This is a genomic window from Pyxidicoccus fallax (assembly GCF_012933655.1).
GTDB classification, from domain to species: domain Bacteria; phylum Myxococcota; class Myxococcia; order Myxococcales; family Myxococcaceae; genus Myxococcus; species Myxococcus fallax.
In genome coordinates this window covers 1-22,538 of record NZ_JABBJJ010000210.1, presented here as the reverse complement: position 1 = coordinate 22,538, position 22,538 = coordinate 1, and the positions used below count along the sequence as shown (strand labels likewise).

Genomic DNA, 22,538 nt, shown 5'->3' with positions numbered 1-22,538 from the left:
CGCCCCCCACGGCCCCCGCGCACACCATCGGCTACTGGAAGAACTGGTCCTCCTGCTCCGGCGGTAAGCAGGACGCGTTGCTCGACCAGGCCCTCAAGGCCGCTGGCGGCATCCGCATCGGTGACCTGCTCGTCAACAACTGCCAGGACGCGGCGGACATCCTCAGCAAGTCCGACCTCAACGGCGCGAAGCGTGCCACCGACGCCGCCTACCGCCTCGCCGCGCAGCTGCTCGGCGCGCGCCTGAACTTCCAGGCCGGCGCGGTGCGCTGCGCCGAGGTTGTCGCCGCGGCCGACAGCGGCCAGTCGCTGCTGGACGGCATCGGCTTCACGGGCCTGAACTCGTACAAGTCCGTCATCAACACGGACGCCGCGGACATGCTCGCGGAGACCCTGGACGAGTACAACAACGGCAACCTCTGCAAGTAACGCAGGGGCCACGGCCCTGAAGCACCCCGAGGCCCCGGCCGCGCGAGCGACCGGGGCCTTCGCGTTGCGGGTGGGGCGTTGCCGGTGTTTCGGAAATGCCAGGAAACGGCTGAATTCCGCGTGCTAGCTTCCGCGGCCATGCACACCCCCCTGCGCTTCTCTTCTCTCCTCCTTGCGTCCACCCTCGCTGCCGGTTGCCTCGGCGGCGAGGCGGACACGGCTACCGACACCCTCCAGTCCACCGGGCAGGAGGTCACGGACCCCACGGTCCGCGTCTACAACATCGTCGAGGCCGTGCTCCCGGCCGGCAACTACGACGGCGTCGCCGGCAACGAGTGCATCGCGCTCCTGAACCCCGAGCACCGCCTCCGCAAGATCATCCTCGTCGAGACCGTCGGCGCGGGTGGCTCCTGCGCGCTCAGCGCCTACACCGCGGGCACCGCCGTCAGCTTCACCTGGGGCGACACCTCCGTGTACCAGGGCTCGACCGGCATCACCGCCATCCGCGCCGCGCTCTCCGATACGGACGGCGCCGTTCACCGCGTCGTCGGCTCGCTGACCTCCGAGGCCGCCGCCCTCGCCCACCTGCAGTCCTTCCTCACGCAGACCGACGCCCAGCAGGCCAGCCAGCTCGGCACCTTCCCCGCCACCCGCGTCCACTCCCGCTACGACTTCGACGGCCAGGAGGAAGTGTACGCCGAGGCCGCCTTCCAGGCCGTTCGCGTCACCCAGCCCTGCGAGAACCCCGGCTCGCCCGAGCTCAACGCCCACTTCCACAACGGCTTCGTCTACGGCTACTCCGCCAGCAATACCGGCAGCTGCCACAGCGGCTGGTTCTCCAGGCACCACGTCTACAATCGCAACTGGCGCCTCGTGTACAGGTACGACTACTCGGAGTAGCCCAGGATTTCGGAGGCGGCGCGCCGTCCTGACACGAGCGCGCCGTCCCTCCGGCGGGGCACAGGTCGCGGTGCAACCGGGCGCTCCGGTCGACCCACTACGCCGCCTGCGCGGCCTGTGCCTTCACGGCCTGGACCTCGAGGGCGATTTCAATCTTCTCGCCCACGAGGACGCCGCCGGTCTCCAGCGCCTGGTTCCACTGCAGGCCGAAGTCGCGCCGGTCGATGGACGTCTTCGCCTCGAAGGCGGCCTTGACGTTGCCCCACGGGTCCTTGCCGATGCCCAGCTGCTCGGCATCGAGCACCACCTCGCGGGTGACGTCGCGGAGGGTCAGCTGGCCGGTGACTCGCAGCCCGTTGCCGGACGTCTTCTCCACCTTCGTGCTCTGGAACGAGAGCGTGGGGAACCTCGCCACGTCGAAGAAGTCCGGCGAGCGCAGGTGGTTGTCACGCTGCTCGACGCCGGTGGAGATGCTGGCCGCGTCGATGCTGAGTGCTCCCTTTCGTGTGCCGCTGTTGGATGAGCGAAAGGTAGCGGTGGCCATGCCCCGGGATTAGCGGGGCCTGGCCGGAAGGACCGTTCCATCCATGGAACAAAGCCCGCGGAGGCGGGCGGCGACGTCAGCCGTTCCGCTTCCCGGACCGGAACTCGGTGGCCCAGCGCGCGAGGGTGGCCGCCACATCGCCGTTCTCGGCGTGTCGTGCGGTCGCCGGGCCGGGCAGCGGCTTCGGGCTCGCCTCCGTGGCGCTGGGGCTCGTTGGCACCGGCTGACCCTTCTTGCGGATCCACGCACGCGGGGCGCTGGGCTGGGCCACCTCGACCCGCGGAGCGGCCTTCTCCGACGCCTCGCGGCGCCTGCGCGAGAGGATGACGTCGGGGATGCTGTGGGGCGCGGCGTCTTCCACCCACGCGCTGTGCAGGCGACCGGTGGCCACCATGAGGCGCCGCTTCTGGTAGTGCGCGGCGCAGTACCCGAGGCTGCGCACCGGCTGGCGGCAGCCGATGACCGCGCAAGCCCGGGGCTCCGGCGCGGTCTCCGCCTCGGCGGTAGCCGAGGACTCGGAGTCGGGTGTCTCCTCGGCGGAGGTGTCCTGGAAGTCGAAGGTGCCCTGGAAGGCGAAGGGCGGGAGGCGCACTCCGCCAGCCAGGCGCTCGGCGATGCGCCCCAGGTCGACGGCCAGGCCGGCCAGGGCGGCCTTCAGTGAGTCACGGAGCGCCTCCCGGAACGCCTCTTCCAACGGCTCCGTGGAAGGGGCGGCGCGAGTGGCCACGCGGCGGGGACGGGTGTTGCGAGAGGACGGGGCTGCACGACGGCGACGGGCTTTGGGCATGTGGCGTGGCTTCGCTGGCGGATGCGCGCGGCGCTCCGGGACGTGCGCTGACGGTTAGCACGCCCGGTATTCGCTGCACAGCCCGCTCCCAGCGCCAATGTCGCCTCGCTCGCCACCAGGAGCCGGCCGAGCCGCGAGGGAGCGGTCTGCAATCGGGAGCGCTCCTGCCTCAGGGTTGCGGGATTGCCCCAGCGGTTGCCGAGCTCGTCACTGCTCGTGCCGCAGCCAAGCCGGATGCCACACGTGACGCGAGAGCCGTCCCAATGCCAGCCGGACCCGTTCGCGCACGGGCTCGCCTCCGCCTTCCGTGGGGCCAGCGTCTCCGCTTCCACGGCGGTGGTCTCCTCGGGCGTCATCTCTCCGCCACAGCAGACGTGTGCGCCACGGCCGTTGTGTGTATTGAAGTGTGTTTCAGTCAACACTTCCGGGGCGCTGTCGATGGGCCGCCCGTGTCTCGAAAGGTCACCCCAAGACGGCCTTCCTCACCGCCGGACGCTGCGCGTGGCGCCTGACGTACTCCACGAGCCGCGGATGCCCGTCGAGCAGCCCGAGCCTGTTCGCCAGATGGAGGATGGAAGCCATCACCACATCGGCGGCGGTGAAGGTCCCTCCAACGAGGACCTCTCGACCGTCGAGGCCCCCGTCGATGATGTCGAGCACGGCTCCGAGGCGGGTCCTGTGCCGCGCGAGCTCTTCAGCCGAGTGCGTGGACGCCTGCTGCTCCTCGGACAGCCGAGCGTGCCTGTAGAACTCCATCACCCCGGCGTCGAGGCTCACCTCGGCGAAGACCATCCACTGGTAGTAGGGGCCGCGCTCCGCGGAGCCCGGCGGCGGCGCCAGGTGCTTCTCCGGGAACCGGTCGGCCAGATGGAGGCAGATGGCCAGGGACTCGAGCAGCGTGACGTCTCCATCCACCAGGGCGGGGACGTCGCCCAGCGGATGCACCGCCAGGTAGGAGGGCGTGCTGTTCTCCTGTCGGGCGACGTCGAGCCTCACCAGCTCGTAGGGCACTCCGAGTTCCTCCAATAGCCATCGGGGACGAACCGCTCGGGTTCGAGGGGCAAAGTAGAGCTTCATGTGCGCGCTCCTGAGGGGGCGGGAGGCGTCAACATGCGGCGGCCGGGCCGCCCGGACAATGCGGCTCCCGACGAACTCATTGTCAGGTTAGGCTTGACGGTCATGATTCCACCCGCCGACATGCTCCTCTTCGTCGCGGTCGTTCGTGAGGAGAGCTTCACCCGGGCCGCTCGCCAGCTCGGCATCACCAAGCAGACGGTCAGCGAGCGCATCGGCAAGCTGGAGGAGCGGCTCGGGGTACGGCTCCTGGAGCGGACGACGCGGCGCGTGCGTGTCACCGGTGCCGGAGTGACGTACTACGAGCGCTGCGCCGCCATCGCCGCGCAGATCGACGAGGCGAACAACGAGGTGCAACAGCGGCAGGCGGAGCCCGTCGGCCTGCTGCGGGTCTCCTCGCCGATGCTCTACGGTCGGCGCTACCTGACACCCGTGATTGCGGAGTACCTCGCCCGCCATCCCCAGGCGCGGGTGGAGCTGGTGCTGGCGGACCGCCGGGTCCACCTCATCGAAGACGGACTGGATGTCGGGATTCACATCGGCCCGCTCGACGACTCCTCGCTCGTGGCGCGAAAGCTCGGCGAGAGTCCGGTGCACTTCGTGGCGAGCCCCCGCTTCCTGGCGAAGTACGGCACGCCGAGCGCCAGGGAGCTCCGCTCCGCGCGCTGCATTGGCTTCAGTGCATTCGAGACGTGGAAGGCGGAAGGGGTGATGTCTCGAATCGATCCGGTGCTGACCGTGAACGACCACGAGGTCGCGTGCGAGGCGGCAATCGCCGGGGTCGGCATCGCGCGCGTCCCGGCCATCCTCTGTCGGGACGCGGTCCGTGACGGCCGGCTGAAGGTGCTCTTCGGTCCCAGGCCCGCGATGATGCGGGCCATCCACGTCGTCTACCCGAGCCGGCTGAAGCTTCCCGCGAAGGTCCGGCTCTTCGTGGATGCCATGGCACCGCTGACCGAGCCGATGGTGTCGCTGCACGGCGGTTCGCGGCGAAAGCGCTCGTGATGGGCCTACGTGCCGGTGCTGGAGGCGGCCTCGGGCCCACGGGAGGGCCGGGCACGGCCGCCGGGTGCGGACGGGCTACACTGGCGGCATGGCGAATGTTGCCGACGACCAGGCACCGCGGGGGCCACGGGCCGACGCGGCGGGCGAGACGGCCACGATGGATGGGGTGCTCCCCGCTCCGGACCGGAGCCGGGTGCTCCCGTTCCCGGACTGGGAGCGCTACGAGCTTCTCGAGCGCCTCGGCCAGGGAGGCATGGGCGAGGTCTTCAGAGCGAGAGACCGCCGGCTCGGGCGCATGGTCGCGCTCAAGTTCATCCGGGACGCGAACACGGCGCGGGCCGAGCGCTTCCTCCAGGAAGCGAGGACGCAGGTCCGCGTCGACCATCCCCACGTGTGCAAGGTGTTCGAGGTCGGCGAGGTCGGCGGAAGGCCCTACATCGCCATGCAGCTCGTCTCGGGACAGGGATTGGACCTCGCCGCCCCCGCGATGTCGTTGAGCGAGAAAGTCCAGGTGATGCGCGACGTCGCCGCCGCCGTCCACGAGGCGCACCGGCTGGGCGTCATCCATCGGGACCTCAAGCCCTCCAACATCCTCGTCGAGCGGCACGAGGGAGGTCGCTACTTCCCCGTCGTCGTGGACTTCGGCGTGGCCTTCGACGACGCCCACGGGCACGGCCTCACGCATACGGGGGCGCTGCTGGGCACGCCTGCCTACATGGCGCCGGAGCAGGCACGGGGAGACCTGGCGCACCTCGACCGCCGCACGGACGTCTACAGCCTGGGCGCCACGCTCTACGAGCTGCTCACGGGCGTCACCCCCTTCACCGCCGCGACGGCCGCGGAGGTCGTCGCGAAGGTGCTTCACGAGGAGCCGCCCTCGCCGCGCGCGCACGCGCCGGACCTGCCGGGGGACTTGGAGACGCTGGTCCTCAAGTGCCTCCACAAGGAGCCGGAGCAGCGCTACGCGTCCGCGCGCGCCCTCGCGGAGGACCTGGGGCGCTACCTGGATGGCGAGCCCATCCTCGCGCGGCGCCCGAGCCTGCTGGACCGCTGGCGGCGCCGCGCGCGAAAGCACCGCGCCCTGGTGGCGGTGTCCGCGCTGTCGCTGGCCAGCATCCTCGTCCTCTCCGTGCTGGGGGCGCACTCGTGGCTGGAGGCCCGGCGCACCCGCGCCCAGCTCGCGACACGCGCCCGGCTGGCCGAGCAGGTGGGCCAGCAGGTGAAGGAAATCGAGTGGTTCCTCCGGACGGCCCATGCGCTGCCCCTGCACGACACCCAGCGGGAGCAGCAGCTCGTCCGCGAGCGGATGGCGCGCATCGCCGAGAAGGCGCGCGAGCTGGATGAGTACGGGAAGGCGTTGACCCACTACGCGCTGGGGCGCGGCCACCTCGCGATGCAGGAGTTCGAGCAGGCGCACGCGGAGCTGAGCCGGGCGCGGGGGCTGGGCCTGGACTCGCCCGAGCTGCACTACGCCCTGGGCCAGGCGCTCGGCGCGAAATACCGCCAGGGAGTGGAGGACATGCGGCGCGGCGGCGACAAGGCCTGGGTGGCGAAGCGCAAGCAGGCCCTGGAGCAGGAATACCTGGTGCCCGCGCTCCAGTCCCTCGAGCGCAGCCGCGCGCTGGAGCTGGAGTCTCCCCACTATCTCGAAGGCCTTATCGCCTTCTACCGCAAGGACTACGACGCGGCGGCGCGGGCGGCCGCACGGGCCACCGTGTCCGCGCCGTGGATGTACGAGGCCCGCAGGCTCGCCGGAGACGTGGCCCTTGCCCGGGCGGTGGAGCAGCGGGAGCGCGGGGAGTACGACGCGGCCCGCTCGGGGCTCGAGGAGGCCGCCACCCTATACACGCAGGCCCTGGAGGCGGGGAGGAGCGACGCGAGCAGCTACGAGGCCCTCGCGCAGACGTGGCTGGAGCGCGTGGACGTCGAGCTCGACCAGGGCCGGCCTGCCCGGGACGCGCTGGAGCGCACGCTGGCGGCCACCGCCCAGGCCGCTCGCGCCGCGCCCCACCGCTCCATGTCCTACCGGCAGCGGGCCTATGCCCTGATGCGCCAGTACAAGGTGGAGAACAACCGGGGTGCGGTTGATGCGTTGGAGCCCATTCTCAAGGATTGGATTGACTCCGGACTGCGCGCGGTGGCGCGGGCCCCGAACGACGTGTATGCCCACGACGCGCTCGCCATCGGCTACTACTGGCGCGGGCTCTACGAGTGGCGGCATCAGCGCGACCCGCGCCCCTCCTGGAACGAGGCCATCGCCCGGCTGGAGCGCGCCCTCCAGCTCCAGCCCGACTACCCGTGGGCGCTCAACGACCTGGGGCTCATCCACTTCAACAAGGGCAACCACCTCCGGGAGCACGGCGAGGACCCCCGCCCGGCGTTCACGGAGGCGGCGCGGTACTTCGAACAGGCCGCGCGGGCGGACCCGCAGTACCTCTATGCCTGGGCGAACCAGGTGCACGTCCACAACGCGATGGCGGACTTCGGCCTCGGGCGCGGGCTGGACCCCGAGGCGCACGTGCGCCGGTCCATCGAGGCGGGTGAGCGCAGCCTCGCCATCAATGCGAACGCCTCTCCGACGCTGGGCGGCATGGCCGCCGCGGAGCTGATGCGCGCGCAGTACCTGCTGGACGCCGGAGGGGACGTGCGCCCGCCGCTGGAGCGCGCCCGCCAGCAGCTGGAGCGCGCGCTGCGCATCAACCCCACGGACGGTCGCAGCCACCTCCACGTGGCGGAGGCGCACCACCTCGCGGCACTCCAGGCGATGCGGGACGGAGGCAACCCCGCCGCCGAGCTCGAAGCGGGCCGCGAGGCGCTGGAGCGGGCCTACCAGGGCGCGCCCGGATGCGTCGACTGCCGCGTCGTCGGGGCCCGGGTGGCGCTCGCGGAGGCGGAGTGGGCGGGGCGGCAGGGCAGGCCGAGCCTGCCGCTGCTGCAAAGGGCACGGGCCGAGGCCCAGCGCGCCGTGGACATGGTTCCCTACTTCGAGGCCCACCAGGAGCTGGCGCGCGTCTACTGGCGGCTGGCGCGGGCGCTGCCGCCCGGCGGCGCGAGCACGGCGGTCGCGAGCGGCCTGGAGCAGGTGGAGCGGGCCCTGAAGCTCGACGCGAATCTTGCGCAGGCCCACCTCATCCGCGGGGGGCTGCTCCTCATGCGGGCCCGAGGGACGGAGGGGCTCGCCACGCGTCAGGAGGCCGCGCTCCAGGCCCGCGCCGCCTTCGCGCGGGCCTTCGAGCTCAACCCGCTCCTGCGGCGGCGCCACCAGGAACTCGCGGACGAGGTGGAGCCGCTGCTGGCCCGCCTCGCCGCGAGCCGCCAGGGCCTGGACTGAATCAGGGCACCTTGCCGGTGATGATGCGGTGGAGCTGGATGTCCGCCGCGGTGCAGGTGGGGAGCAGGAGTTGGGCCTGCGGGTTCCAGTCCTTCAGGGCGAAGATGGGCTGGCGCTGGTTGATGGGATTGAAGCAGACCGCGCCCTCCACGTCCCAGATGGCCTCGATGTTGCCCTGGTTGACGCCGACGTTCGCGAAGTTGAGCACGTTGTCGCGGATGAGCACCTCGGTCCCCTCCGTCGTGTAGCTGAAGAAGTTCTGGTGCGGCTTCACCTTCGAGTGGGCGAAGTAGGCGGCACGCTTGCCCTGGATGCAGGCACCGAGGAACAGGGTGGGGTTCCCCGCGGCCTTGAGCGTGGCGTTCCAGGGCAGGTAGTTCCAGTTCTCCATGCAGCTGACGATGGCGCCCGAGACGCAGGCGACGGTGACCGAGTTCGCCGAGGCCTTGATGACGCCCGTGGCGCCATTCACCTGGTGCCCCGGCAGGACGGAGAGCGCGAGCGGCGTCTTGTCCTTGAGGGTGGCCTTCGCGTCGTTCGGCTCCGAGCAGTAGTGCCCGGAGAGATGTTGCCTGGGATTGTTGTACCAGGCCTGATAGCGATAGAGCTTGAGCTGCGTGTCTGGCTTTTCAGGGAAGGGTGCGCCGGCAATCGCAACCTCCGTGAAGGTGAGCTCGAGGCTATAGGCGGTCGCCGCGGCGTTGACCGTGATGAGCAGCGTCAGCTTCGGCAGCGTCGAGCCCAGCGCGAGCGCGGGAGTCGCCGCCCCCGAGAGCTGGTAGGTGAAGCCAAGCCGGGACGTGTTCGCCACGGCGGAGGGGTCGACCTTGAGCAGGCTTCCCTTCTGGCCCCCCTCTGTACGGACCAGGATGGGGTCGCTGAGGAGCTCCGTGGCCTCGGCTCCAGTCCAGAGCCGCCCCTTGAGCCGCACGCTGCTGACGCCGCCGGCCCTCGGCGGGGTGTTCTCGAAGGACTCCGGGCAGAAGCGCAGGGGGCCCACGTCGTCGAGCCAGAGGCAGGAGCTGCCGCTTTCGGAGACGTAGATGCCGGGGCCGTTCTCCTGGCCCGGGCAGTTCGTCCCGCCGGGACAATGCGTGGCGAGCCCGCTTGGATCCGGAGTTCCCGCGTCCGTGCCGGAGGTGCCCGCGTGGGCCGCGCTCCCCATGAGTGAAACCAGGATGGCCACCAGCGCCACCGCGCCACGCTGGCCGAGTCCGTTCTTCATGACCGTTCCCCCTTCCGTGTGCTGTTCGCACTTCCATGGGGCCAGGTGGCGGAGCACCGCCCCCCCAGACAGCGTCCGTCCTGGCTCGCTGGAGGTGGATTGCACGAGGCGTGCCCGCGGTTACTCGCGGGCCGCGCGCGGGCGCGGGAGCTGGTAGCGCCGCGCCTTGAACTTGAACGTCCGCAGCGGCATGCCGATGAGCTGCGCGGCGCGGGTCTGCACGCCGCCAGCGGCCTCCAGGGCCTCTCGCATCCGGCGGTACTCCAGCTCGCGGACCTCCTCGGCGATGGGACGGAAGCTCGCGGGGGCCGTGTCCTGGGCGGGTACCACGGCCGGAGGGGGAGGGGCTTCTTCTCCCGGGGGCCGCTGGAGGGAGTCGGGCAGGTGCGAGGCCTCCAGCAGGGGGCCGGTGGCGACGGTGGCGGCGTACTCCATGACGTTCTTCAGCTCACGCACGTTGCCCGGCCACGGGTGCGCGCGGAGCACGTCCATGGCGGCGGCGGAGATGCGCGGCGCCGTCCTGCCCGCGCGGGTCAGGGCCTCCTGGAGGAAGCGGGTGGCCAGGAGCGGCAGCTCGCGAGGACGGTTGCGCAGCGGCGGCAGCACGACGACGGAGGCCGACAGGCGGAAGAAGAGGTCCTGGCGGAAGCGCTGGGCCTTCACCTCATCCGCGAGCACGCGGTGGGTGGCGGCGACGATGCGCAGGTCCACCGTGCGCTCGCGCGAGTCTCCCAGGCGGGTGATGCGCTGCTGGTCCAGCGCGCGCAGCAGCTTGGCCTGCACGGAGAGCGGTAGCTCCGCCACCTCGTCGAGGAAGAGCGTGCCTCCGCTGGCCCGCTCCAGCAGGCCGGCCCGAGAGGCCACCGCGCCGGAGAAGGCGCCCCGCTCGGCGCCGAACAGCTCGCTCTCCACGAGGCTCTCCGGCAGCGCCGCGCAGTTGAGGGTGATGAACGGCCGCTGCGCGCGCGGAGACCAGTGGTGCACGGCCCAGGCGGCGTTCTCCTTGCCCGCGCCCGTCTCGCCATGGATGAGGACGGGGATGGGGCTCGACGCCAGCCGCCGGAGCAGCTCGAAGAGGCGCACCATGGCCTCGTCCGCCACCATCACCGAGCGCTCCCCGAGCGCGAGCTGGTACAGGTCCGGGCCGCTGATGCGAAGGCCGCCGGAGGGCGCCGTCAGGGCCACCGCCCGCGCCGCGGAGATGAGGGTGTCCGCGTCCAGCCCGTCCTGGGGGGCACAGGCCACGCCCGCCCGCACCTCGGGCGCCAGCGGGGCCAGGCTCTCCAACATGGGCTGGACGACCTCCTCCGCCTCCTCCGCCGTCAGCTCGGGCAGCAGGACGAGCAGCTGCGTGGGCCCGCCCCGTCCCACCAGGTCCATCAGCCGCAGGCCGCCGCCGAGCGCGCGGACCAGCTCCTCCAGGGGGACATTCGTGGGCCCGAGGGCCAGCGCGACGACGCTCAGCGCGCGCTCGTAGCGCAGCACCCGCTCCAGCTCCTCCGCCAGCCTGTCCCGCAGCGGGGCGGCGTCCAGCAGGAGCCGCTGCGGCGGGGGGATGTCCCGCCGTTGGAAGACGAGCGTGACGTCTCCCAGCATCACCACGTCTCCGCCGCGCAGCACCTGCTCGCCGGAGATGTGCTCGCCGTTGACGCGGACGCCGTTGTGGCTGTCGAGGTCCGTGATGCGGGCCTCGCCGTCCACCACGCTCAGCCGGGCGTGGCGCCGGCTCACCGAGGCGTCCTGCACGAGGAGCTCGGCGCCCGCGCCGCGGCCGATGGTGAGCGTGCCGTCGCGAGGCAGGGGCACCATCGAGGACGAGCTCCCGGCCATCACCAGCAGGGAGAGGCGTCCCGGCTCACCGGAAGAGGCGCGGCGCTGCTGGACCGCATCCACGGTTTCTTTCGCGCTGGGGGGCTCCATGGGGGAAGTAAACCACGGCGGGCCCCGGGGGGCAGGGCAACGATTGCCCCATGGGCAAGACCTGCCTCGCGCGGGGCCCCGGCGAAGGGCCGTCATTGCCTCTCACGCGCGAGCGCGGCGGCGCTCCAGGGGACATGGGCCCTTGGCAGGCCGGCTGCAATGGCTGCCCCCGCGGGCGACCTTCCGCCCGGCTTCGCAAAGGACACCTACAATGAAGGCACACTCCTCCAGCCGCCCCACGACCCGGAAGTGGGCCGTGGGGCTCGCGCTGGCCGCAATCCCTCTCTTCGGCTTCGACCGGGGCTGCGTCACCCAGCCCCAGACGGACATCCTGGTCACCAGCCCGTCGGTGAACGTCCAGGGCTACATCGGACGGTACGACGACAATACGCTCGAGTGGCAGGAGAACATGGCCGGCTGGGCCCGCATGCGTGTCAACGGGGGCGCGTTCATGGCGTGGGACCAGACGGATGCCAACAACGTGTGGCAGCAGTCGGCGGTGCCGCTCCCGCTCGGCGTCAACGTGCTGGACGGCGAGACGTGGCGCTCGACGCCCAACGGCGTGGTCAGCGGCAACATCGATGACTTCATCCTGGAGCGGAAGAACGACCTCGTCGCCAACGGCAGCCAGCCGGTGTTCCTCGACTGGTCCGCGGCCGGTCTCGACGCCGAGCTCAAGGCGATTGCCACGGGCACGCTCAACGGGCCGCTCACCGCCGCGCAGCAGAACGCCTTCGTCGCCAACGTGAAGGCGGGCGTGGCGAACTTCTTCACCAACGCCTACGCCGGCACGTCCGTCACCCTCGCCAGCGCCCCGGGCACGGGCGTGCACACGGTGAAGTTCATCGTCGGCGACAGCTGCAGCCTCTTCGGCTATTCGCCGGGGGACTACAAGAACACCAACAAGACGCAGACGTCGCATGTCCTCATCGGCACGTTCCGCTGTGTCCTGGTGGATCGCCTCGTCTCCACCACTCCCGCGGAGCTCACCGACACGCTCGCCATGCGCGTGGAGGATGTGGCGACGGCCATCGGCCGCACCACGGCGCACGAGGTGGGCCATAGCCTCGGCCTGACGGCCGAAGGCGAAACGCGGCTGCACGGCTGCGGTGGGTCGCATAACTGCGAGGCCTACGACGACGCGAACCCGTCCGACCGCTTCGACGTGGGCCACCACATCATGGACCCGGGCGGTTCGTCGAAGCTCTACGCCCGCATCGGTCAGTCGAACCCGAACACCCGCGCCAAGAAGACGCCGTACTTCGAGCGCTACGGCAAGAGCTACCTGAAGCTCATCCACCCCTGATTCCAGACGAGGCAACCCATGAAGACACACGTCCTGTTCAGCTCCATTCTCTGCATGGCCCTCCTGCTCGGCGCGGGCAAGGCGCTCGCGCTGGACATCCCCCCCGGGGGTGATGCGCTCGGCCACCAGTTGGTGGCCTCCCAGTCCTCGGTCATCGCGCAGCTGACCTCCAACGACGGCACGGTGATGGGCTTCACGACGGCGGTGCCGCTCACCGGCCAGGTGCCCACCCAGTTCCGGCTCGCGCATGACACGTACACCGCGACCGAGCGGCTCGTGCCAGGCAACCACTACCTGCTCTTCCTCTCGATGGACGCGGCGGGCGCGCTCCAGCTGGCGACCAGCGCGTACTCCATCGTGGCCGTGGACCTGCAGGAGGCCGCGAGCTACCGCACGGCCATCGCCAACTACCAGCAGACCTGGAGGGATCCGCAGTCGTTCAAGCGGGTGGCGCTCGCGCAGCTCGACGCGTCCGTTCCCTACCTGCGCTACAGCGCGATGGCCGACCTGGCGTACCGGGGCCTCTTCACCGCCGACGACGGCGCGCTCCTCGCGCGGCTCGCGGCCTCGAGCACCGCTTCGCAGCCGGAGGTGCGCAAGCTCGCGCTGGGGCAGATTGGCGGTCTGCGGCTCGTCGCGTACGCGGAGCAGCTCGGTGCCGTGCTGGGCAACGCGGCGGAGACCACCTCCATCCGGCTGGCCGCGCTGGACGGCCTGCGCTTCATGGACCGCACCGACGTGATTCAGCGTCAGGCCGCCTCGGTGGGGGACAGCCCGAGCCCCAAGCTGAAGGCGCGCATGCTGGAGGCGCTGGAGCCGCAGCCGCAGTAGTCCCCGGGCTCCACGCCCCCGGGCTTCCTGACAGGTGAGCTGCCCAGCATGAAGACGAGCGCCCCCTGCCCACGGACGAGGGGAGGGGGCGCGACGCATGGGGCACGCCGTCTCCTGGAGGTCGCGCGGCTTCGCCCGTCCCGCAACAAGCCTTCCCTTCGCCCTGTGCGTCGGGTACGGCAAGGGTGGAGACCCGAGGGACGCTTCTCAGCCGCGAAAGGGAGTTCGCATGGGCACTCGTTACCTGGCGCTGTTGCTGCTGACCCTGTGCGTCGCTCCACCGGCGCCGGCCGCCAGTCCGAAGAGCCCCGGCACGTACACCAACCCGCTGAAGCCGCGGCTCCCGGCTGGAGGTGTCATCGAAAGCTGTGCCGACCCCATGGTGCTGCGCGGGCAGGAGCCGGGCGATGCGTACTGGTACATGTACTGCACGACGGACCCGCTGAACGACGCGGACCGCGACGCCGAGGGGAAGCTGGTGTTCCGCAAGATTCCCCAGCTGCGCTCTCTCGACGCCATCAACTGGGAGTACGTCGGCGACGCCTTCCAGTCCGTGCCTGCCTACGCCGCCAGCAACGCGGGGCTGTGGGCGCCGGAGGTCGTCTACTCCTCGGCGCACAAGAAGTACTACCTGTTCTTCGCCGTCACCGACACGACGGCGACGACGTGCACGACCGACAGCGCCATCGGTGTCGCGACCAGCGACAAGCCCACGGGCCCGTGGAAGTTCTCCGACGCGATGGTGGTCGGCCCGCGCAAGGACACGTCCAACCAGGACCCCTGCGCGTTCTTCTGGACGTACGACCCGGACGTCCTGGGTGACTCCGTCGGGACGGACAGCGTCCTGTACTACGGCAGCTACAGCGGGGGCATCTTCGCCAGGAAGGTCACGTTGACCGCGGAGGGGGCAACCGCTGGCGCCGAGGAGACGCGAATCACCATCGGCAACCGCTACGAAGGGGCGAACGTCGTCTCCCGCGACGGCCACTACTACCTGTTCGTGTCGGCGACGAACTGCTGCAACGGCGCGCTGACTGGCTACAGCGTCTTCGCCGGGCGGGCCACCCAGCCACTCGGTCCGTTCGTGGACCGCGAGGGGCATTCGCTGCTGGACGCGCAGGTGGGTGGAACCCCCGTCATCAGCATGAACGGCAACCGGTGGGTGGGCCCCGGGCACAACACGGTGTTCCAGGACGCGGCGGGGCAGTGGTGGACCATCTACCACGCTGTCGACCGCGCCGACCCGTTCTTCGAGCGCGCGACAGGCTTCACCAAACGGCCCGCGCTGTTGGACCCCCTGGACTGGGTGGACGGGTGGCCCACCGTGCGTGGCGGCGCCTGGGCTTCGGATGGCAAGCAGCCCGGGCCCGCGGCTCGCGAGGGGGGCAAGTCCCGGTACCGTCCGAAGCTGGCGCAGCCGCACCTCCCCCGTGAGCCCGTCGCGGCGGCGTCGGACCTGTTCGATGGGGACGCGCTGGGCGCCTCATGGTCGTGGGTGCGGCCGCCAGACGCGTCCACGTACTCCGTAGCAGAGGGGGCGCTCCGCCTCCGGGTGCAGAAGGCCGACCTGTTCCTCGACAACAACACCGCGTCCTTGCTGACACGCCCGGCGCCCCAGGGCGACTACGTCATCGAGACCCGGGTGCGCCTCGACGTGCCGGACGAGGGCTGCTGCTTCAACCACGCGCAGGCCGGCCTGGTGCTCTACGGCGACGATGACAACTACATCAAGCTGATGAACACCTCGATGTGGGAGACCCGGCAGACGGAGTTCTCGAAGGAGCTGAAGCCGGTGCCGGCCGGCTGGGGGCGCTACGGCAACACGGTCGTCGGCCCGCCTTCCAAGGACTGGACGTACCTGCGCATCGCCGTCGAGCGTCTCACGGGCGAGGCGCGCCGCGCCGCGGGAGGCGACACCACGGCGTACACCGCGTACACGAGCCAGAACGGCACGGACTGGGTTCGCGGCGGCACCTGGACCCACGCCTCGCCCCTCCCGCGAATCGCCCTCGTGGCGATGGGTGGGGGCGGCGACTTCACCGCAGAGTTCGACTACGTCCGCGTCCACGCGCCGCGGGCTGGCAAGCGTACGCGGTGATGAGTTCGCTCCCTGGAGCGCCGAGCGGGGGACTGGAATTCCGCTGGCCGCTGGGGAGGGGCTGCCCGCGGTGAGCGACCGGCGCTCACCGCGAGCCTCCTGAATCGCGGCCGGTCGTACCACTCCGGCTATCGCGACAGCGCCTTCGAGATGCTGTCCGCGGTCTTGAAGGCGAGCGCCGCGAGCGTCAGCGTCGGGTTGGGCGTGGCGACGGTGGGGAAGCTCCCGCTGCCTGCAATCCACAGGTTGTCGTGGTCGTGGGCGCGCTGGTTGGCATCCACCACGGACTGGGTCGGGTCCGTGCCCATCCGGTGGGTGCCCATGACGTGGCCGGCGCCGAAGAAGACGAACGGCGTGCCTTCGTACTCGAAGTAGCCGGCCTGGTCCTGGGACTGGCTGAAGTCGGTGAACTCGGTGGCGCCCATCTGCTGGTAGATGGCCGAGCTCACCTGCTTCGCGGCCATGAAGCCATCCAGCGTGTACTTGTCGAAGCCATAGGCAATCTTCGGGCGGGCAATGCCCAGGCCGTCCTTGAGGACGGGGTCGAGCGTCACGCGGTTCTCCTGCTGCGGGCTCTGCTCGATGAGGCACGCCATGCGGAACTGGCGGGTGAGCCGGTCATTGAGCGCCTGGACCAGCGCCGGCCCTCCCAGCTTCAGGCTGGGCGAGCCCTGCTGCGTGCCGGGCGGGGTGATGGGGTTCAGCCCGGAGACGTTGGTGCCGTTGATGAAGTCGTTCACCGTGACGTACGGGTCGCCGATGGGGAAGTTCCACCCCTCGTTGCCAATCTCGATGCGGAACGCCGCGCGCTGGCTGCGGAACGGGCCATTGCGCAGGCTCTCGATGCCGGACGTGGACAGCGGGCCCCGGTACGGGAACACGGGCCGGCCCTCCGGCATCAGCGCCCACGACAGGTAGATGACGTGGTCCATCAGGTTGCGGCCCACCTGGTCGCTGCGGTTGGCCAGCCCGTTCGGGAAGGCCGGCGTCCTCGAGTTGAGGAGAATCTTCGGGTTCTCGATGGCGTGCGCGGCCAGGACGTAGGTGGTGGCGCTCACGCTCTGCGCCGTGACGTGCGTGGGCTTCGTCTGCCGGTCATAGCTGAGATACTCCACGCTGGAGATGCGCCCCTGGGCGTCGGGCACCAGCCGCGTCACGACGGACCGGTACTGGATGTCCACGTTGCCGGTGTTGAGCGCCCGGTTGAGCGTGACGGTGGCGTCGTACTTCGCCTGGATGGGGCAGATGGGGATGCAGTTGGTGTTGCCCGCGCACACGGGCCGGTTGTCGCGCGGCTGCGAGTTGCGGCCCGCGGGCGTCGGCGTGACGAAGACGGGCTGGCCGTCGAAGCTCATGCCCGTCACGCCCTCGGAGACGGCCTGGTCCACCATGCTCTCGGGAATGGCCTGCATGGGGTACTGGTAGCCCGGGGGATAGGTGAGCCCGATGGCCTGCTCCAGCGGGGCCTGCTCCGCGACGCTGGCGGACACGCCAATCTCGTCCTCCGCCCTGCCGTAGAGCGACTCCAGCTCCGCGTACTCGACGGGCCAGTCGGTGGCGGGCCCGAAGCCCGGGGCCTTGAAGCACGAGTACATGGCCAGGTCATCGGGCACCAGCCGGAGGGACGTGCCCAGCCAGTGCCACGTCGTCCCGCCCCCGACGCGCTCGTAGGTGCTGGCGAACGGAAGCCCCTGGGGACCGTGCGCCGGGTCCGGCTCCGGCTGGACGAGATAGCTCTTCTGCGCGTTCTTCCAGTTGGCGAGGCCCAGGATGGTGGGCCGGGGCGTGGCCTCCTCGGCCGGCGCGAGCGTGGTGGGAGGGTAGGGCGACTCGGGCGTCTTCGCCGCGGCCAGGAAGAACGTCTCCATGTACTTCTCCCGGCTGTCGGGGATGGGCGGCCCGGCTTCCAGGATGAGCACGTGCTTGCCCTGCTTGCCGAGCTCCAGGGCGATGATGCCCCCGGCGATGCCCGCGCCGACAATCACCACGTCATAGGTCTTCGCGTCAGCCATGGTTCGCCTCGTCGGACGAGAGGGTGCCGGACAGGGCCGGCGGAGGGGCGTTCCAGTAGCCGAACTTGAGCTCGCTGTAGCCCATGGGGTGGGCCTGCATCGCGACCCAGGCGAGGCCGCCGATATAGGCATTCATCGACACGACGGTGCCGTCCGTCGCGGAGGTGGACGTCGTGTCGTACCAGGAGCCGACGTACCAGAGCTTGATGATGCTCCGGGCCATCAGCGCCGTCGCGGAAGGGGTCGGGTTGTCCACCTCCAGCAGCGTGTTGGCGATGGTCTGCGCCGGCTGTCCCCGCAGCGTGTCGAACGCGGCGAGGAGGGCATCCACCGTCGCCTCGCCGTGCCGGTCCGCGGTGTCCAGGTAGAGCTGCTTGAGTGGCGGGTCGGTGGGGTCCAACGGAGGGCTCAGCACGTCCGGGGTGAAGCCGGTCAGCGCCGAGGAGAGGGCAACGAACTGCTCCAACCGTGAGGTGGCCGAAGGCGGAGGGCTGCTCATTCCAGACTCCTTGTAGAGGGGTGGCACGGCACGGGCCCGCTCACTGCGCCCGTTCGAGGAGGTAGGTGAAGTCGGAGCTCTTCGCCGTCGTCATCGCGGCGTTGTTGTGGCACCGGATGCAGCTCGACGAGACGTTGGGAACCTTGCCCTGGATGTACGTCTCCAGGGTGCTGTTCGCGAGGAACTGCGGCGCGGGCGAGCCGTCCTGAAGCTCGGCGGTGGCGCAGTCCCCCGGCTGCGTCGGCCACTGGGTGCTGATGAGCTCGTAGTTCGTCCACACCGACGCGGGATTCACCGCGGCCAGCAGCGCCCGGGCCTCTTCATTGTGGATGCGCGCGCTGTCCTTCATGAGCTGGGGGCGCACGTCCACGCGCACGATCTGGCTCTTGAAGACCTTGCCGTTGACGATGATTTTCTTGTTCGGGTCCCACGGCCGCGGCGGCGTCTTGTTGACGACGCAGTCCTTGCAGGCCGGGTCGTAGTAGTTGTAGCTCGCCTCGAGCGTGCCCGCCCGGACCTGCTCCTCGGTGGGCACGTTGTCGACGTGCTCGAACGTGGACCATATCCACTGCGGCGCGCCCTGCGTCTTGTGGCCGACGTGAAAGCCCACGAGCCCGACGCGCTGCTTCGTGCAGCTCTCCTGGATGCGCGGGTTCTCCGAGGCCGGCGTGTAGACGAGCGCCGTCGCGGTGTGGAACCGGGCCGCGTCCGCCGGGTTCTCGAGCGGCTTCCAGGCCGCCTTCACCATGATGGCGCCCTGCTCACCCGTGCTCGCGTTGCCGCACTTGAAGTTCGCCGGCGCGTTGAAGCGTTGCTGCCCCGCCTTCGAGTAGAGCTGCTGGGCGACAATCTGGTCGAACATCACCTTGTTCACGAGGATTTCGAAGCGCGTGTAGTTGCCTTGCTGGTCGATGAGCGGACCGGTGTCGAAGGGCTGCACGGACTCGCTGAGGAGCCCCGGCGTCTTGCCAACCTGGGTGAGGAACTTCTCGCCGGGCTGGAGCTTGCCCTGGCAGATGGGAGGAAGGATGGGAGGCGCGCCCCAGGCGGGCGGGGGTGCGCCGCCCGGGAGGAAGATGCTCGTGGACGGCATCCAGCCCTCCCACACGGTGGGGTTGTCTCCGTGCTGGCCGGGCTTCTGCGAGGTGTCCACGCCGCCGTCGGCCCCCACGGGCCAGTTCATGGCGATGAACGTGTTCCACGAATAGGCGTCGAAGTCGTGCTGCAGGTCCGCCAGCGTCGGATTGCCCTGGGGGACGTCCACGTCCGGCGGAATGGTGGGGCTCAGGGTGATGCCGCCCGCGTCGGGCGCGCTGCCCGCGTCCAGGGCTTCCGTGACGGCATCGCCGCCGGAGCCCGGCGTCGGGACGCGCTCCGCCTGCTTGCAGCCCGTCAGCCCCCCGGTACCCGCCCCCAGGACGCAGACGACAGCGAACAACGCCGCGCGGCGGTGCCGCGAGGAGTCCTCATGTGCATTCATGAATGTGTGCCTTCCAAGGTGCGTGGGCCAACCTCACGCATCGCGGGCACACCGAGCACGCTTCATGCCACGGGGTTCCCCTGGACACTTCCGAGGAGGACCGCGCGCGGTCGGTGCTCCCGTGCGGCGGGTGGCGCGTGCAGGGCAGACGCGCTCGCGTTCACACGCGACGCGGCCCGTGCGCTGCCTCCCCTCGGTCTTAAGGGGTTCCCGAGGGGCGCGGCACACCGGCGGTTCGAACGGGCGTCGGGCCTCATCAGGCGCTGCGGGCCGCGTCGCTCCGCAGTGGAAGCTCGACGATGAACGTGGCGCCCTGGCCGAGCGCGCTCTCGACCCTCACCGTGCCGCCCAGGGCCTCGACAATCTGCCGCGAGATGTAGAGCCCCAGGCCCAGTCCTCCGTAATGGCGCTCGGACACCGCGCGCTCGAACTTGCCCCAGATGCGCTGGAGGTTCTCCGGCGCGATGCCGATGCCCCGGTCTCGGACCGTCAGCCTCGCGCGCCCGTCCACCGCCTCCACGCTCACCATCACCGGATGGCCGGGGCCATACTTGACGGCGTTCGCCAGCAGGTTCGTGACCACCTGCTCCAACCGTGAGCTGTCCCAGACGCCCTGCACCGGCGCGGGAGCGTGCAGGCGGACCTCACAGCCCGCGCGCTTCACCTCGGTGTCGAAGCGCCCGGCCACGTCTCGCACCAGCGCCGCGAGGTCGCACTGCCGCGGTTCGAGCGTGAGGGCCAGCCTTCCCCCGCGGATGTTCGACACATTCAGCAGGTCGTTCACCAGGCCGGCGAGCCGCTTCACCTGCCGCCGCATGACCTCCACGTGGGACGCGAGACGCCGGGCCAGGGGGGACTCCGGCTCGGCTCCGGCCGCGCGCGCGAGCGCCTCGAGCTTGAGGGCCAGGGGCGTCAGCGGCGTCTTGAGCTCATGGCTGGCGATGCCCAGGAACTCGTCGCGGGCGCTGACCGCCAGCTTCAGCTCATCGAGGAGTCGCTCCCGCTCGCGCTCCGCCTCCATGCGCGCGGTGACGTCCACGCCCACCACCACGCCGTGGGTGATGCGGCCCCGCGCGTCGCGCACGGGTGTCGCGCTGTACTCGATGATGCCCCGGCTGCCGTCGCCCCGGATGACGTGGACGGCCTCGGCCATGACCGGCACCCCGGAGGCCATGGCACGGGGCAGGGGCCACTCGTGGGGTTCATACGGCCGCCCATCGGCATGGAAGCCCGGATAGGCGCGGTACTCCTCCATGTTCCTGGCGGGCTGCGCGGGGCCGCGAATCTGGGCCTCCGCCTGCGCGTTGGCGAGGTAGAGCTTTCCGCTGGGCGCTTCGGCAATGTAGACGGAGTGCGGGAGTTGCTGCAGGACGGCTTGGAGGATGCTCCGCTCGTGCATCAACTGGCGGATGAGCTCCTCCCGCTCGGCCTCCACCCGGACGCGCTCCGTCACGTCCAGTGACGCGATGCTGAGGCTGGTGACGCGGCCGGCCTCGTTCAGGACGGGCTGGTAGAACACCTCGAAGGTGAGACCGGCGGACCGGACGATGCTGGAGAAGCTCTCTCCCTGGAGTCCCCGGCGGAGGCACTCCATCACGGCGGGCTCGCTCGCGTACATGTCGAGGGCGGACCGTCCCACCACCTGCCCCGGAGAGAGGCCCAGGCCCTGAAGCCCCTTGCCCTCGGACACGACGAAGCGGCCAGCGGCGTCGAGCACGGAGAGGACGAGCGGTCCGCTGTTGATGACCGTCCGCAGCCGCTGCTCGGCCAGCACGAGCCGCTCCTCGGCCTTGCGCTGCTGGGTGACGTCGCGCGCGGAGGCGTAGATGAGGCCCGTCTCCCGCACGGGCACGGCGGCCCAGTGGAGCCACTTCCATCCGCCATCCGTACACGAGACGCGCACGGTGAGACCGGGGCCGGCGTTTCCCCGCCTGAGTGATTCCAGCTGCTCCTCGCCCCTGCCGCGGTCCTCCGGGTGGATGAAGTCCAGGAAGGGCCGGGCGCGCAGCTCCTCCTCGCTCCAGCCCAGGATGCGCGTGAAGGCCGGGTTCACCCGCTTGAAGAAGCCGTCCATGCCGGCGATGCAGAACATGTCTGGCGCCAGTCGGAAGAAGCGCTCGCGTTCCGCTTCGGCCTCCTTGCGCTCGGTCAGGTCCAGGACGAAGGTGGCATTCTCGTCCGGGTCGGGCAGGCGGACGCTGCCCAGCATGACGGGCACGCGACAGCCGTCCTTGCGCACGTATTCCTTCTCGAAGGTGCTCGCCACGCCGCGGGCTTCAATCTCCTCCATCGCCCGCCGCGTCACCGCGTGGAACTCCGGTGGGGTCATGTCCATGAAGTTGATGCGGCCCGCCTCCAGGTCCTCACGGCTGTAGCCCACGATGCGCAGGAACGCATCGTTGGCATGGAGGACACGGCCGTGGTTGTCGCTGAGCACGAGCCCGATGAGCGGAGACTCGAAGATGCCGCGGAAGCGCGACTCGCCGGCCGCGAGCCGCCGGGCCAGCGCCTCCGCGCGCTCCCGGGCTTCCTGCTCCTTGCGGAGGAGCGCATCCCGCTCAGCGGTCGTCGACTCCAGCGTGGCGCGCAGGTGGGAGTGCGAGTGCTCCGACTCCTGGCTGGCGCGGGTGTTCCGCTCCAGGCGCACCATCAAGCACCGCAGCTCGGGCGCATGGCCCTCGCCGTGTTCGAGCGTGAGGACCTTGGTGAGAAAGGGGAGCGCCCGCCCGTTCGCATCCAGGAACCGGAGCACGCCGCTGCGCTCGGTCCGGCGGCGCGCGCGGTCCAGGAAGAGGGCCAGCGCGTCTTCAAGGTCCTCGGGGTGGACGTGCCTGGCGAGGAAGTCCTCCTCGGTCCACCACTGCTCCAGCGGATGGCCGAGAATCCCGGCGGCGGTCGGGCTCACGTGCCGGAGCTGGAGCGTCACCGCGTCGGCGGTCCAGACGATGACATCGAACTGCCGGGCCCAGTCGGAGAGGCCGTACTCTTCGGTGCTGGCCTCGGCTGTCATCATCCCTGCTCCCCCTTCGAGACGCCCCGGTCAGGGCTCTCCAGTGAGTCTAAGAATGGTCGACAGGGTGGGATGGAGGGGGCGGGGA

General features: G+C 70.4%; 16 protein-coding genes. 7 read left to right on the top strand and 9 right to left on the bottom strand.

What is annotated here, in order from left to right:
- Positions 1–428 (top strand): hypothetical protein (locus HG543_RS34195; protein WP_211194354.1); only part of this gene is annotated, 428 nt, incomplete at its 5' end.
- Between the two features lie 138 nt (positions 429–566).
- Positions 567–1,328, top strand: coding sequence for a hypothetical protein (locus HG543_RS34190; protein WP_211194353.1), 762 nt, complete (start codon positions 567–569; stop codon positions 1,326–1,328).
- A 97-nt stretch (positions 1,329–1,425) separates the two neighbouring features.
- Here HG543_RS34190 and HG543_RS34185 read toward each other — a convergent pair whose 3' ends face one another.
- The 3 genes from HG543_RS34185 to HG543_RS34175 all read right to left on the bottom strand — a co-directional run bounded on the left by HG543_RS34185 (position 1,426) and on the right by HG543_RS34175 (position 3,736).
- Positions 1,426–1,872, bottom strand: coding sequence for a YceI family protein (locus HG543_RS34185; protein WP_169349106.1), 447 nt, complete (start codon positions 1,870–1,872; stop codon positions 1,426–1,428).
- Positions 1,873–1,948: 76 nt separating this feature from the next.
- Positions 1,949–2,566, bottom strand: coding sequence for a cell wall protein (locus HG543_RS34180; RefSeq protein WP_211194352.1), 618 nt, complete (start codon positions 2,564–2,566; stop codon positions 1,949–1,951).
- A 555-nt stretch (positions 2,567–3,121) separates the two neighbouring features.
- Complete coding sequence (locus HG543_RS34175) at positions 3,122–3,736, bottom strand: glutathione S-transferase family protein (RefSeq protein ID WP_169349105.1); 615 nt, start codon at positions 3,734–3,736, stop codon at positions 3,122–3,124.
- A gap of 102 nt (positions 3,737–3,838) precedes the next feature.
- Between HG543_RS34175 and HG543_RS34170 the strand changes: the two genes are divergently transcribed.
- Together HG543_RS34170 and HG543_RS34165 are read left to right on the top strand one after the other, a co-directional pair.
- Positions 3,839–4,738 (top strand): LysR family transcriptional regulator, encoded by a 900-nt coding sequence (locus HG543_RS34170; RefSeq protein ID WP_169349104.1) that lies wholly within the window; start codon positions 3,839–3,841, stop codon positions 4,736–4,738.
- Between the two features lie 88 nt (positions 4,739–4,826).
- Entirely contained in the window at positions 4,827–8,069 is a 3,243-nt protein-coding gene (locus tag HG543_RS34165) for a serine/threonine-protein kinase (RefSeq protein WP_169349103.1), read from the top strand.
- Between the two features lies 1 nt (position 8,070).
- On the opposite strand, the gene HG543_RS34160 is transcribed toward HG543_RS34165, so the two are convergent.
- Together HG543_RS34160 and HG543_RS34155 are read right to left on the bottom strand one after the other, a co-directional pair.
- Entirely contained in the window at positions 8,071–9,294 is a 1,224-nt protein-coding gene (locus tag HG543_RS34160; RefSeq protein ID WP_169349102.1) for an ADYC domain-containing protein, read from the bottom strand.
- 120 nt (positions 9,295–9,414) lie between these two features.
- Positions 9,415–11,214, bottom strand: coding sequence for a sigma 54-interacting transcriptional regulator (locus HG543_RS34155; protein ID WP_211194351.1), 1,800 nt, complete (start codon positions 11,212–11,214; stop codon positions 9,415–9,417).
- A gap of 211 nt (positions 11,215–11,425) precedes the next feature.
- Here HG543_RS34155 and HG543_RS34150 point away from each other — a divergent pair, with 211 nt between their 5' ends.
- The 3 genes from HG543_RS34150 (at position 11,426) to HG543_RS34140 (ending at position 15,449) form a co-directional block, all read left to right on the top strand.
- Positions 11,426–12,520, top strand: coding sequence for a hypothetical protein (locus HG543_RS34150; RefSeq protein ID WP_169349101.1), 1,095 nt, complete (start codon positions 11,426–11,428; stop codon positions 12,518–12,520).
- Positions 12,521–12,538: 18 nt separating this feature from the next.
- On the top strand, positions 12,539–13,351 hold the full coding sequence (locus tag HG543_RS34145; RefSeq protein WP_169349100.1) for a hypothetical protein: 813 nt from the start codon (positions 12,539–12,541) through the stop codon (positions 13,349–13,351).
- A gap of 229 nt (positions 13,352–13,580) precedes the next feature.
- Positions 13,581–15,449, top strand: coding sequence for a family 43 glycosylhydrolase (locus HG543_RS34140; protein WP_169349099.1), 1,869 nt, complete (start codon positions 13,581–13,583; stop codon positions 15,447–15,449).
- 128 nt (positions 15,450–15,577) lie between these two features.
- On the opposite strand, the gene HG543_RS34135 is transcribed toward HG543_RS34140, so the two are convergent.
- The 4 genes from HG543_RS34135 to HG543_RS34120 all read right to left on the bottom strand — a co-directional run bounded on the left by HG543_RS34135 (position 15,578) and on the right by HG543_RS34120 (position 22,453).
- Positions 15,578–17,461, bottom strand: a complete 1,884-nt coding sequence (locus tag HG543_RS34135; protein WP_169349098.1) for a GMC family oxidoreductase — start codon at positions 17,459–17,461, stop codon at positions 15,578–15,580.
- Positions 17,454–17,960, bottom strand: coding sequence for a sorbitol dehydrogenase (locus HG543_RS34130; RefSeq protein WP_169349097.1), 507 nt, complete (start codon positions 17,958–17,960; stop codon positions 17,454–17,456). The genes HG543_RS34135 and HG543_RS34130 overlap by 8 nt, the downstream gene beginning before the upstream one ends.
- Positions 17,961–18,000: 40 nt before the next feature.
- Entirely contained in the window at positions 18,001–19,440 is a 1,440-nt protein-coding gene (locus tag HG543_RS34125) for a hypothetical protein (RefSeq protein WP_211194350.1), read from the bottom strand.
- A 256-nt stretch (positions 19,441–19,696) separates the two neighbouring features.
- Entirely contained in the window at positions 19,697–22,453 is a 2,757-nt protein-coding gene (locus tag HG543_RS34120; RefSeq protein WP_169349096.1) for a PAS domain-containing sensor histidine kinase, read from the bottom strand.
- Between the last annotated feature and the right edge of the window lie 85 nt (positions 22,454–22,538).